Below are 13203 nucleotides of genomic sequence, written 5' to 3'. Positions count from 1 at the left end.
CATGAATACATGCCTTTTTAACGAATAACGGAAAAGTCCCTCTTACAAATACTTTCTCTTCCAACCGAATAATAGTCTATCTCTTGCTTCTTGACATCCTCAATAGTATAACAATTTCTTCCATCTAATAAAATAGGCTCTCTCATAAGTTGTGCGTACTTTTCTAACGGATAAGCTCGGATAGCCTCCCATTCTGTCATGATAAAAGCCGCACTCGCTCCTCTAATCGATTCATCTATACATTCGCTATATTGTATAGTCTCTCCAAAGATGTTTTTCATATTTGGAATCGCCTTCGGGTCATATAGAACTACGTCCGCACCTATATGAATTAATTCTTGTATCATAATAAGAGACGGTGCGTCTCTTATATCATCCGTATGCGGTTTAAATGCCGCTCCCAGCACCGCAATCCGCTTCTTGTTCATATTTAATACTTTCTTCGCTTTCTCAATCAATAACAACTGTTGTTTATTATTCACTTCAATGACTGCTTTTAACAAGCGAAAATCATGCGCCACATTCCCTGCAATTTGCACAAGGGCTTTCGTATCTTTCGGAAAACACGAACCCCCATAACCAATGCCAGCATTTAAAAAAGACGCCCCAATTCTCTTATCCATTCCCATCCCTTGTGCAACGTCTAATACATTGGCTCCTACCTTCTCACATATATTTGAAATTTCATTGATAAAACTAATTTTTGTCGCTAAAAAAGCATTCGATGCATATTTAATCATCTCTGCACTTTTTATATCTGTAACATACGTTTTTAAGCATAATTCACTATACAAATTCTCCACTTTCCGCGCTACTGCCTCATTATCTGCTCCAATTACAATACGATCTCCCTGAAAAAAATCGTAAATTCCTGAACCTTCCCGTAAAAATTCTGGATTCGATACGATATGTAATTCATATCTACTTTGTAATTTCTCCTCAATCCACCCTCTCATAACATCATTTGTACCTACAGGAACCGTACTTTTCGTAACGACAATAATGTCGTTCGTCGCATATGTTCCGATATCATCACAAGCACTTCGAATATATGTTAAATCCGCTGTCCCATCTAATAAAGATGGCGTTCCAACTGCAATAAATATAAATTCTGCATCGTAAAATGCTTTTACCCTACTTGTTGTAAAAGTTAAACAATCATTTTCACACGCATCATTTATTAATTCATATAAACCCGCTTCATAAATAGGCAGATCCCCTTGCTTTATCCGTTCAATTTTCTCATCATTTATATCAAAACATGTGACTGAATGGCCTAACATTGCCAACCCTACTCCTGTAATCAATCCAACGTATCCGGTACCTATTATCGTAATTTTCATTTCCTTTTCGCACAGGAATATACAATAGAAAATATACGAATACATAGAATTCCCCCTGTGCTTCCCCCTCTCACATTAAAAATGAGAAAACTCTTTTACTTCTTTATTATATGAATTACTTTTTCCATTCTTTTTTAAGTTTTTGTAAAATTACATGCAAGAATATAAAATAAAACTTTATTCAGTGGGGGGCATTCATCCTCCACTAATTATTAGTTAAACCAATCGAGATTTTACAGGAATTAAGGTTCCCACCTAAATTCTTTGCCTCAACTAAATTTTGAGGTGGAAGCCTTACTGCCCGTTCATGTGAATAAATTCCCACATTTTAACATGGAATTTACTCATTTCTACGTGTAACACTTATAATACTGAAATAAACATATTCATTATCGAAGAAACAGAGAAAATGTCATATTCTAAAGTACAATACGATTAACCTTCTCAAACGATTCAACATTCTGTATACAATTGTCATATATTCTATCTGCTTCCATTTGCCGTACAAAGAAAAAAGATTGAATTCTAATCTTTTTGTGATACCATATGTTATGAGCCTGTAAATAATCATCAAAATTTTCAGAAAAAACATCTAAAAATTACGTTTAAATATAAAAGGTGGGGTATTAATGGACTCACAGGTGATTTATGCCATTTTGGCATCCTTTATCACTGTACTCGGCGTTACTCCTTTCGTTATTAAATTAGCATTTAAGATAGGAGCAACAGATAAACCAAACGCGCGTAAAGTACACCAAAAAATCATGCCCCGTCTTGGCGGATTAGCAATTTTTATCGGTGTAGCTGTAGGTTTTGTTGTTGGTGGGTTATACGAACAAAGAATGTTATCAATAAGCTTAGGCGCTATCATCATCATTATCATTGGGATTTTAGATGATATGTATGAATTATCAGCAAAAGTAAAATTTGGTGGCCAGCTATTAGTTGCTATATTAATTGTAAAAAGTGGATTATTAGTACAGGTACTATATATACCTATTATCGGGGATACTGAACTTGGATGGCTCGCATATCCAATTACAGTTTTTTGGATTGTAGGCATTACAAATGCCATCAACTTAATTGATGGTTTAGATGGATTATCCGCTGGAATTTCATCAATCGTTCTAGCAACATTGGCTTACATGGCCCTCACCAGCCCTATGGGTACTGGTGCAGTTATTATCTTGCCATTAGCACTTATCGCACTTGCAAGTACGCTTGGATTTTTATTCTATAATTTCCATCCAGCAAAGATTTTCATGGGAGATACCGGCGCCCTATTTTTAGGTTATTGTATTTCCATCCTATCTTTATTGGGATTATACAAAAGTGTAACGCTATTTAGTTTCCTTGTTCCAATTATCATTTTAGGTGTACCTATATTTGATACAACTTTTGCGATTATTCGTCGTATTGTAAATAAAAAACCAATTTCAGCACCAGATAAATCTCATTTACATCACCGTCTCCTAGCAATGGGATTCTCTCATCGTACGACGGTGCTCATCATTTATGCATTTGGTATTTTTTTCAGTGTAAATGCTATTTTTTTCACTAAAGCGACGCTATGGATATCAATGATTCTTCTGTTTGCTTTAATTTTCTTTACTGAAATAGTCGCTGAAGTAATCGGTCTTGTACACGACCGTTACAAACCACTTATTTCCTTTTATAAAAAAGTGAAAAAACGCGAAGACTAATTGTAGTATAGCCTTTACTATTATGAAATATTCAAATAGCATCCTCTTATAAGAGGATGCTATTTTTTATTTTTTACTCCTCATTTCATATTTCCAAAATATAGTTTGTTTGAGAGTCCCACTATTGGAGAAAGATATACATAATAAGAAAAGGATTCTATTTTCTTTTTTACATCTTGATTGTCAAACTGAGGGTGAATGTTATGATCAAGCGAGTATTTCAATACATTATTTTATTTTTAACAATTACTATGTACGCGTCATCTCATGCAGGAGCAACTACAATGATTCCTGCTGAACATCATCCAAATACTGAAACTACCTCTCCTATCCAAAAAATCGCGTACTTAACATTTGATGACGGACCAAACAAATATACTACGCAAATTTTAAACATCTTAAAAGAAAAGAACGGAAAAGCAACTTTCTTTGTTATTGGTGGAAAAGTGCCACATTATAAAAAAACAATGCAACGATTAATTAAAGACGGACATTATATCGGACTTCACAGTATGTCACACGATGTAAAACGCCTTTATACTGGTGATCCATCTGCTTTAATTACAGAAATGGAACAAACACAAACCATTGTTCAGCAAGTTACAAAATTAAATACACATCTCGTTCGTGTCCCGTACGGTAGTATGCCTTACTTAAAAAAGAATTACCGTGATGCACTTGTATCCGCCCAGTATAAAATGTGGGATTGGACAATCGATACATATGACTGGAAAAGCTATGACAATCCTTCTTCCATATTAGAAAGAGTACGTAATCAGAGCGATGAACAAGTCGAAGTGATTTTAATGCATGATTCGAGTGTAACCGTACAAATACTGCCACAAGTAATTGATTACTTACAGTCACAAGGATACAAACTTCTTCCCTATAATCCGTCTTCCCATCTCGAAGTGAACTTTTGGAAAGACACAAGATTGTAACAGCTTTAGTGCCTATATGCTAAAGCTGTTTTATTTTTCTCTTCCCACCCTTCCCATTTTTGTGTAAAATTTTAAATAGTGATGAAGTTTCGAGGTGAATAGAAATGAAACGAATAGATCTCATTTTTAACGCAATACAAGAAGGCAATTATATAGAAGGTGTAACCGCATCAGAACTCGCTACCCTGTTACAACTAGATCGCGCCAATGTAAGTAGCGACTTAAACAAACTTGTAAAAGATAAACGTTTATTAAAAACAAATACGCGTCCTGTTCGTTTTTATATAGAAACGAACGCTTCGTTGGAAACGCATTCAAAGGAAACAACTTCATTAGATACATTTGCAATTGAAAATACAAGCCTTAAAATCGCAATCGAAAAAGCGAAAGCTTCTATTCTCTATCCTCCAAACGGTATGCATACTTTACTGCTAGGGGAAACAGGGGTCGGAAAATCTATGTTCGCTTCTTTAATGCACGAATATGCAATTGAAGTTGAACAGCTTCCTAAAAATGCACCATTTATCGTCTTTAACTGTGCTGATTACGCAAATAATCCACAGCTACTACTGGGGCAGTTATTTGGGATTAAAAAAGGAGCTTATACAGGGGCAAGTGATCAAAAAGGGTTAATTGAAAAAGCACATGAAGGGATCCTTTTCTTAGATGAAGTACATCGTCTTCCTCCAGAGGGACAAGAAATGCTTTTCACCTTTATTGACCGCGGGGTATACCGCCGCCTTGGAGAAACAGAAAACGAGCGTAAGGCACAAGTATTAATCATTACTGCAACAACAGAAGAACCAAATTCATTTTTATTAAAAACATTTACAAGACGTATACCGATGACCGTTACGCTACCACCACTTCGTGAGCGTACACATAAAGAACGCTTTGCTTTACTGCAACTATTTTTCACAAATGAAGCGATACGTCTGCGAAAAGAAATTCACGTTAGCCCGAATACAATGCGCGCCTTCGTCTTTTACAATTGTCCCAATAACATCGGGCAATTAAAAACGGATGTACAAATTGCCTGTGCGAAAGCCTATTCTGACTTCGTGACAAAGAAACGTGATTCTGTCTATGTTTCAAGTACAGATTTACCTTGGTATATGAAAGAAGGGCTATTCATTGAAAGAAAGAGCCGTCATCTATACCAAATACCAAATGAAACATTTGTATTTACAGGTAATGAAGGTTGGAGTAATCATAAAATAGAAAATGAAAAACAATCTTCTATATACGATTATATTGATTATAAATATGAAGAACTTCAAGCTCGCGGTATTGAAGAGGACGAATTAGAATTACTAATAGAAAATGATATTCAAAGCTTTTTCGTACAATATTTTAACCAAATTTCTAAAAAAACAAGTCATGAAAATGTTTTTAAAATTGTGGATCGTAATATCGTTTCCGTTTGCGAAAAAATTGCGGTACTTGCTGAGAAGCATTTATCTAAGACGTTTGATGAAAAAGTATTTCTCGCTTTAAGCTTACATGTACAGACAACTCTACAACGTTTGCAAGCTGGGAAACAAATTCATCACCCACAATTAAATCAAATTCGTACAAAATATAAAGAAGCTTTTTCCGTAGCGATGCAATGCATTCAACTACTGGAGGATGAATTACAAATAACAATGCCTATTGATGAAGCAGGCTTTTTAACAATGTTCTTCGTTGTTGATCCAATTCCTGCCTCACAAACAGAAGTAAAAGTATTAATATTAGCGCACGGTAACGGCATCGCAACAGAAATGGCAAACGTCGCAAACGAACTTCTCGGCATTGAGGAAGTAACCGGTATTGATATGCCGTTACATGAATCGCCGAAAGATTTCTTAGAGCGTGTGAAAGTGTATATGAAAACACTTCAAAATGTAAATGGACTTCTCTTACTCGTTGATATGGGCTCTCTCGCTTATATTGGGGATATATTAGAAACTGAGTTCAAAATCCCGGTACGTGTTCTTTCCATGACAAGCACTCCACATGCACTAGAAGCAGCTCGAAAAGCTCAGCTTGGCTACTCGTTAGATGCGTTATATGAAACAGTGAAGAACTTAACACCGTTTTACTTAAACGTACAAGAAGAAAAGAAAAAACCACTATCACCAATGAAGTCTGTTATTTTGACAGCTTGTTTAACTGGTGAAGGCAGTGCTTTAGCTATTCAAAAAATGTTAGAGAACTATTTGCGATTTGACAAAGACTTAATTGAAATTATTCCAATTAGTATCGTCCATGAAAAAGATTTAACGAAAATGATTGAGAACATAAAAAAAGAGCGAAATATCATTTGTATCGTCACAAATTTCGATGTGCAGGTGCCATGCTTAACATATCATTTCCAAGACATTGTAAACTACACAGCGATTCAACCAATTCAAGAATTAATTACGTATGAAGAAACATATGCAAAAATGGCTGATATTCTTGAACAACAAATGCAGCGGAACGACGGAGCATTACTTATTAAAACAATTCGTTATGCATTAAATACAATTCAAGAATTAATTTCCTTACAGCTAACGCCTGACAGCTTAATGGGTGTGATTCTGCATATGAGCTGTATGGTTGACCGTCTTCAAAAAGGAGAAAGCCTCCTCCCTCATCCAGATAAAGAAAAACGAAGACAAGATGAGTACTGGATGTATATGAAAGTGAAAAAAGCATTGCAACCGATTGAAAATACATTTGAAATACAAATACCGGATGACGAAGTGTTTTATGTCATGGACTTCTTCATTAAAAATCAGCCTGTAAAAAATTAATTGAGGCAGTTGTTTAACTATATCGACCGTAACGCGAATTATATCAGCGGTTTTCCAAATATATCGGCGTAACCCAGATTATATCAGCAACTTTTCAAATATATCGATTTACCGGCAATAATCACTACAATTTGCACCTTATAGCAAAAAAGGCTGTTCCAAAATATGGACAGCCTTTTTTCTACTTCTTTACTTTCCTGATTCTCCCCCTAATTTCGCCTTTCTTATTGGACTTCGTATAAACATTTACATATACATTTGCCTGAATGATTTCTTGAAGTAAGCTATCAAAAGCTCGCCCCTGTAAAGGCCCTTCAAAATCTTCCACATTGACTACACCGGTCACGACTCCTTCACTTACACTAATACCTTGCTTTACCGGACCAAACAAATTTAAAATAACTGGACCAATTTGATCCGCTTTCCCTAAATGAATTTGGCATGATGTAACTTTTTCGATGTTTTTCAATATGACCCGATATTGTAATTTCTTTAAATCATAACTAAATATAAACTCTGCTACACCATAAGCTTCTGTATTTACAGGAGGTATTTCCCTCTTACCTGTTAACCTCGCAAAGAAATGTGTTGTCATACGGGCATTCTCCTTATATAAATTTCCCAGCACTACTTCTACTACTTTATGGTTTATACATAATCATTTATGACTTTTTCAAGTTTTAATTACGAAGAAAAGATTCACACAATCTTTACATTAGAATCGTTCCTTTTGCTTTACTACCTCTTGTATAATGCACTTAGAAAAACATTCTCGGAGGTCGTTTTGAAAAATAACAAATACACTTTTCGCACATTATTAGAGATTTTTCTCGTCTCATTTAAATTAGGACTTACTTCATTTGGTGGTCCTGTCGCCCATCTCGGCTATTTCCACCATGAATACATACAAAAAAGAAAATGGATGGATGAGAGAAGCTATGGAGATTTAGTAGCACTGTGCCAATTCCTTCCCGGTCCTGCTAGCAGTCAAGTCGGTATGGGGATTGGATTATTAAGGGGCGGGGTATTAGGAGCTATTATTTCATGGATCGGATTCACTTTACCGTCTGTGCTTGTTTTGGTTTTCTTCGCCTCGTTCCTGAATCAGTTCGATCTTGGAAGTGGTGGCTGGATTCACGGGCTAAAACTTGTAGCAGTCGCCATTGTTGCTCATGCCATATGGGGAATGGCGCAAAAGTTAACGCCAGACCGAAATCGTGCGACGATTGCGATTGTAACTGCCGTAATCGCCTTATTATGGCCAAGTAGCTGGACACAAGTCATCCTCATTATAATATCGGGCTTTATCGGCTGGTTTTTATATCGTAACCAACCAATTAGCCAATCTCAAAACATAAAAGTACCTATTTCAAAAGCGATAGCAGTCTCTTGTCTCGTCTTATTCTTTGGACTATTACTACTGCTACCAATATTAAGACCGTTCTCTTATTACATCGCTTTATTTGATAGTTTCTATCGCTCTGGTGCACTTGTATTTGGAGGCGGACACGTCGTGCTGCCCTTTCTTGAAGGTGAGTTCGTACAAAACGGAATGATGACGAAAGAACAATTCCTAGCTGGATACGGATTAACACAAGCCGTGCCAGGTCCACTATTTACATTCGCCTCTTATATAGGAGCAGTGTTAAACGGGACGTTTGGGGCCATACTCGCAACAATTGCGATCTTTCTTCCTGCTTTCTTGCTCGTTATTGGTGTTTTACCATTTTGGGACAGTGTGAGAAAAATCTCTTACATACAAGGCGCACTACTTGGAGTCAATGCAGCCGTTGTCGGTATTTTATTAGCAGCTTTTTATGATCCTATTTGGACAAGCACCATTATGGACGCTGTAGATTTTGTTTTTGCGTCTCTTCTATTTTGCTTACTCGCTTTTTGGAAAACACCACCTTGGGTTATCGTTATACTCGGAGCCTTCGGCGGATATATTCTATCCATCTTGTAAGCACAAAAAAACGACGGCATTATATAGCCGTCGTTTTTCTATTAAAACTTCACAAGTTCTATTCCCTCAGGTAACTCGCTCTCTGTTAAAATGCGCAACTCCTTCACACGATCCATCACGTAAGAAGAACGCTTCACAAGCTCTGGATCAATATAAGCTGGATGAACCATAATTTCTATCGTTTGTTCACCTTGTACTCTTTCTTTTAACTTCACAAAGTAATCTTCCGTCACACCATCCGCGTAAAAGTCACTGTAAAACACATCTGAAAATGGGCGCACTGCTCGCTCTTCCTCACAACGACGAATCGGAACATTATATGTAGCCGCTAATCTCTCAAGAACATCGTGCAAGATCGGCAATCCATGCACGTGATGATGACTATCTAAATGAGTTGGCGTTAATCCATAAGATAGGAATTTCTCAATTTGAGCAGTCCACTCTCTCTCAACTTCTTCTGGATTTACATTCCCTTTCCATACGACGCTTTGTTTATGAAACAATCCATCGCTCCTTACAAGTGATGGTACATCTCCAAGAAGTGGTTCTCCTGCTGTTAATACGAGATGTACGCCTACTCCGAGTAGGTTATGCTCTTTTGCTAAGCGTACCGCATGCTCTGTTCCTGGCATATTCATCATCATCGTCGTTGAATTTACAAGTCCATTTATATGTCCATCAATAATGCCGTAATTTGTACCTTCTGTAAGACCGAAATCATCTGCGTTTACAATTAACTTAATCATCGTAATACCTCCTAATAGAATAAAAAAAGCGGGCTGAATAGCGCCGCTTTATTTCTCTACCTTTTTGAAGAACTGTGGAAGATATTCTTTATGCGCTTCCAACATTTCATTTAAAATTTGTTTTGCCACTTTATCTGATGGTACAAGTGGATTAATTGTCATAGCAAGCAGCGCTTTATGATAATCACCTGTAACAGCAGCTTCAATTGTTGTGCGCTCAAATGATTTAATTTGCTGTACTAAACCGCGAACTGGTACTGGAAGATCTCCAACCGCAATTGGTTTTGGACCTTCTTTCGTAATAATACAGTTCACTTCAACAGCTGAATCATGCGGTAAGCTTGCAATTGTTCCGTTGTTTCGTGTATTAACAGGCTGGATATCACCTTTATTATTGTAAATAGACGTAATTAAGCTACATGCTGCGTCACTATAATAAGCGCCGCCACGTTTTTCTAATTGTGGTGGTTTAATATCTAAGTTCGGGTCTTTATATAACTCGAATAAATCATCTTCTAATTGTTTTACTACTTCTGCACGTGTACCTTTTTCAACTGAAGCTTCTTTCTCTTCTTCTAACATTTCACGTGTTTTGTAGTAATAACGATGGTATGGACATGGAATTGCACGAAGGCCGCGAATAAAGTCTGGCTCCCAGTTAAGCGCTGCAATATTTTCCATCGTAATTTGCTTTTCTGGATCTGTTACAAGCTCTAACACACGATCCATTACACTTACGCCATCTAAATATACATCTAGTCCGTATACCATATGATTTAAACCTGCGAAATCAACGTGGACACGACTTGCATCTACTTCAAGTAATCTTGCAAGACCCATGCGGATTCCGATTGGAACGTTACATAGACCAACTACTCTTTGAATATTTGTATAACGAAGGACAGCTTCTGTTACCATACCAGCTGGGTTCGCGAAGTTAATTAACCATGCATTCGGACAAAGCTCCTCCATATCCTTACAAATATCTAAAATAACAGGAATCGTTCTCAGCGCTTTGAATAAACCACCAGGACCATTCGTTTCCTGACCGATTACATCATATTTTAACGGGATTGCTTCATCTTTTGCACGAGCTTCTAATAAACCTACGCGAAGCTGCGTTGTTACGAAGTCAGCACCTTTTAATGCTTCACGGCGATCAAGTGTTAAATGTACCTCGATTGGTAAACCAGATTTTTTCACCATACGTTTCGCTAAGTTACCAACGATTTCTAACTTTTCTTTTCCTGCTTCAATATCTACTAACCAAATTTCACGAACAGGAAGCTCATCATAACGCTTAATAAATCCTTCAATTAACTCTGGTGTATAACTAGATCCACCGCCGATTGTAGCAATTTTAATTCCAGTCATGCTTTATTCCCCTTTCGCTTCTAACTTTTTATAAAGGTCAATAAATTCTGCTGCTAATTCTTTTACTGTAATCGCATTCATTAAATGATCCTGTGCATGAATTAAAAGAACACTAATCTCTGTTTTTTCTCCTCTTGCTTCTGATTGTATGAGCTCTGTTTGGAAATGATGCGCTTCATTAATCGCTTCTTTCGCCTTTACCATCGCTTCATCAGCCTCTGCCATTTTCCCCTGTTTGGCAAATTGAAGTGCCTCCATTGCAAAGCTTCGTGCATTACCACTATTTAAAATTAATTGGAATGGAATTTGTTCTGCTGTAGTCATCATAATTACCGCCCTCTCTATTATGGTTCAACCGATTTAAATACCCCTTCAGTTTGAACATTTCTATTACATTATTATTTTATGAATGATAGTTTGGTGTTCTTGTAGATGGGTCTCATCCTTCTGAACATGATATAAAGGTAATTGTTCTCACAGATAATGTTATCTGTGAGAACAATTACTGTGTTACATAGGTACAGAGTTATTATTTCCTTGTGCTGCTGCTTTTTCAGTACGAACAACAGAACGGTCGCATAATACAACGAATGGATAGTAGATTACCATCGCAATTACAAAGTTGAATAACTGTAGAATTGCACCTGAAAGATGTCCACCTGTTACAAGATAACCACTAATAATTGGTGGTGTTGCCCATGGAATCATTACAACTGTTTTTGGTACCCATCCAATAGATATAGCTGTATAGGAAGTAATTACTAATACAATTGGTGTTACGATAAACGGTAAGAATAAAATTGGATTTAAAATAATTGGTGTACCAAAGATTACTGGTTCGTTAATGTTAAATGCACCAGGTCCAATTGATAAGCGAGATACACCGCGTAATTGTGCACTTTTTGCTACAAGTAATACCACTACTAAGAATGCTAATGTTGCACCAGAACCACCAAGATATACGAAAGTATCAAAGAATGGTTTTGTAATAATATTTGGAACATCAAATGCAGATGTACCACCTTGGAATAACTTCATATTTTTCTCTAATGCCGGTAAGTATAATGGCTCAATAATACCACCAACGATATTTGGCCCATGTAAACCGAAGAACCAAAGAAGATGAACAAGGATTACAATGATAATTGCACTTGGTAATGTCCCTGCTAAACTTTGCAGTGGTGATTGAATCGTATTAAAAATAAATTCATGAACACTTGTACCAGCTAATTTCACTGCTAATTGAATACCTGCAACTACTGTTAAGATAACAAATGCTGGAACTATAGCTGCGAAAGATCTTAAAACTGCTGGTGGTACTCCATCAGGCATTTTAAATGTAATGTTTCTTTGTACAAAGAAACGGAATACCTCAGTAACAAGAAGTGCTACGATAATTGCTACGAATAGCCCTTGTGCACCTGTCCAAGCTAAGTTCAACCCGCCTTCTTTCGGTGTTGTTGGCGTAAGAATAATTAACGCACCAAATGAAATAATACCTGCTGACAAACCATCAACGCCGTAAGATTTTGCTAAGTTATAACTTGTTGTAAATGCTATGATTAGTGCTAGAATTGCGAAAGAACCAGTCCACATTCCACCGCCAACTTGTTTCCACGTTTCACCAAACAAACCTTTCATGAAATCTTGGAAAACTTCAGACGGAAAACCATTAATTAGTGATGCCAGTGCACCAACTAAAATAAGTGGCATAACTGCAATAAATCCATCACGGATCGCAGCTAAGTGACGTTGCGATCCGATTTTACCAGCGACAGGAACAATATACTTCTCCATAAATGCAATAAATTTTTGCATTTCGCTTCCCCCCTAATTATTTTTTAAGTGTTAACGCGTGATCTAAAACTGCTTCTCCATTCATCATGCCGTAGTGCATTGGATTAATAACATCGATTCCAACATTTCTCTCATCAGCAAGCGTTTTCATTGAAGAAAGCATGTAACGAACTTGTGGTCCTAGTAATAATACATCTGCTTGATCGATATTTGTTTTTACTGCATCCCCAGATACAGCCCAAATCTTTCCTTCTAGACCGCGAGCTTTTGCAGCCGCTTCCATTTTTGTAACTAGTAAACTTGTAGACATCCCTGCTGAGCAACATAATAAAATATTCATTTGAAAATCCCCCTTGTGTAGTATAAAAAATTTATATTTTATTTATTTTTCTTTACGCTATTTATTAATGCAATTAGCGTGCCAACTTTTTAAAACCACTAAAATCAGCACTTTTTCGACTGTTTTCTTTGTGTGTTAACGCTTTCAAATAGTGTGTCACCTAAAAAACATACAGTGTGTTATAAAACAACACGCTTTTAACACATAACTGTA

The 13203-nt window shown here is 36.7% G+C and carries 11 protein-coding genes; 4 read left to right on the top strand and 7 right to left on the bottom strand.

The features are described 5' to 3' along the window. Window positions 1-17 precede the first annotated feature (17 nt). Window positions 18-1388: a UDP-glucose dehydrogenase family protein gene (locus MR115_RS08570; protein WP_073517114.1), complete on the bottom strand. Its 1371-nt coding sequence runs from the start codon at window positions 1386-1388 to the stop codon at window positions 18-20. Between the two features lie 584 nt (window positions 1389-1972). Here MR115_RS08570 and MR115_RS08565 point away from each other — a divergent pair. The 3 genes from MR115_RS08565 to MR115_RS08555 all read left to right on the top strand — a co-directional run bounded on the left by MR115_RS08565 (window position 1973) and on the right by MR115_RS08555 (window position 6767). After that, window positions 1973-3046 carry a glycosyltransferase family 4 protein gene (locus MR115_RS08565; protein WP_000378302.1) on the top strand — a complete coding sequence of 358 codons (1074 nt, stop codon included), beginning with the start codon at window positions 1973-1975 and terminating at the stop codon, window positions 3044-3046. Window positions 3047-3249: 203 nt separating this feature from the next. Next, window positions 3250-3987, top strand: coding sequence for a polysaccharide deacetylase family protein (locus MR115_RS08560; RefSeq protein WP_242240866.1), 738 nt, complete (start codon window positions 3250-3252; stop codon window positions 3985-3987). 104 nt (window positions 3988-4091) lie between these two features. Further along, window positions 4092-6767: a sigma-54-dependent transcriptional regulator gene (locus MR115_RS08555; RefSeq protein WP_242240865.1), complete on the top strand. Its 2676-nt coding sequence runs from the start codon at window positions 4092-4094 to the stop codon at window positions 6765-6767. Between the two features lie 181 nt (window positions 6768-6948). Here the strand turns inward: MR115_RS08555 and exsM are convergent, their stop codons facing one another. After that, on the bottom strand, window positions 6949-7362 hold the full coding sequence (gene exsM, locus MR115_RS08550; protein WP_242240864.1) for an exosporium regulatory protein ExsM: 414 nt from the start codon (window positions 7360-7362) through the stop codon (window positions 6949-6951). A gap of 189 nt (window positions 7363-7551) precedes the next feature. Between exsM and MR115_RS08545 the strand changes: the two genes are divergently transcribed. Beyond that, entirely contained in the window at window positions 7552-8733 is a 1182-nt protein-coding gene (locus MR115_RS08545) for a chromate transporter (RefSeq protein ID WP_242240863.1), read from the top strand. 41 nt (window positions 8734-8774) lie between these two features. Here the strand turns inward: MR115_RS08545 and chbG are convergent, their stop codons facing one another. From chbG to MR115_RS08520, 5 genes are all read right to left on the bottom strand, one after another. Continuing rightward, window positions 8775-9479 carry a chitin disaccharide deacetylase gene (gene chbG / locus MR115_RS08540; RefSeq protein ID WP_242240857.1) on the bottom strand — a complete coding sequence of 235 codons (705 nt, stop codon included), beginning with the start codon at window positions 9477-9479 and terminating at the stop codon, window positions 8775-8777. 48 nt (window positions 9480-9527) lie between these two features. Beyond that, a complete protein-coding gene (gene celF / locus MR115_RS08535) occupies window positions 9528-10853 on the bottom strand; it encodes a 6-phospho-beta-glucosidase (protein WP_242240853.1) in 1326 nt (441 codons plus the stop codon). 3 nt (window positions 10854-10856) lie between these two features. Further along, on the bottom strand, window positions 10857-11180 hold the full coding sequence (locus MR115_RS08530) for a PTS lactose/cellobiose transporter subunit IIA (protein WP_000989050.1): 324 nt from the start codon (window positions 11178-11180) through the stop codon (window positions 10857-10859). A gap of 183 nt (window positions 11181-11363) precedes the next feature. Further along, window positions 11364-12671, bottom strand: coding sequence for a PTS cellobiose transporter subunit IIC (gene celB / locus MR115_RS08525; RefSeq protein ID WP_061679344.1), 1308 nt, complete (start codon window positions 12669-12671; stop codon window positions 11364-11366). Between the two features lie 16 nt (window positions 12672-12687). Further along, the gene (locus MR115_RS08520) at window positions 12688-12990 is read right to left on the bottom strand and encodes a PTS sugar transporter subunit IIB (RefSeq protein WP_001023569.1); all 303 of its coding nucleotides are present in this window, start codon (window positions 12988-12990) and stop codon (window positions 12688-12690) included. Window positions 12991-13203 lie beyond the last annotated feature (213 nt).

Source organism: Bacillus cereus group sp. BfR-BA-01309 (assembly GCF_022664315.1).
GTDB classification, from domain to species: domain Bacteria; phylum Bacillota; class Bacilli; order Bacillales; family Bacillaceae_G; genus Bacillus_A; species Bacillus_A mobilis.
The sequence above is the reverse complement of the archived record's forward strand: the minus strand, read 5'-3'. Positions and strand labels throughout refer to the sequence as shown.

Coding starts and splice junctions, on each gene's coding strand:
- MR115_RS08520 (WP_001023569.1), bottom strand. CDS start 12,990: ATGAATATTTTATTATGTTGCTCAGCAGGGATGTCTACAAGTTTACTA.
- celB (WP_061679344.1), bottom strand. CDS start 12,671: ATGCAAAAATTTATTGCATTTATGGAGAAGTATATTGTTCCTGTCGCT.
- exsM (WP_242240864.1), bottom strand. CDS start 7,362: ATGACAACACATTTCTTTGCGAGGTTAACAGGTAAGAGGGAAATACCT.
- MR115_RS08570 (WP_073517114.1), bottom strand. CDS start 1,388: ATGTATTCGTATATTTTCTATTGTATATTCCTGTGCGAAAAGGAAATG.
- MR115_RS08560 (WP_242240866.1), top strand. CDS start 3,250: ATGATCAAGCGAGTATTTCAATACATTATTTTATTTTTAACAATTACT.
- MR115_RS08555 (WP_242240865.1), top strand. CDS start 4,092: ATGAAACGAATAGATCTCATTTTTAACGCAATACAAGAAGGCAATTAT.
- MR115_RS08565 (WP_000378302.1), top strand. CDS start 1,973: ATGGACTCACAGGTGATTTATGCCATTTTGGCATCCTTTATCACTGTA.
- celF (WP_242240853.1), bottom strand. CDS start 10,853: ATGACTGGAATTAAAATTGCTACAATCGGCGGTGGATCTAGTTATACA.
- MR115_RS08530 (WP_000989050.1), bottom strand. CDS start 11,180: ATGATGACTACAGCAGAACAAATTCCATTCCAATTAATTTTAAATAGT.
- chbG (WP_242240857.1), bottom strand. CDS start 9,479: ATGATTAAGTTAATTGTAAACGCAGATGATTTCGGTCTTACAGAAGGT.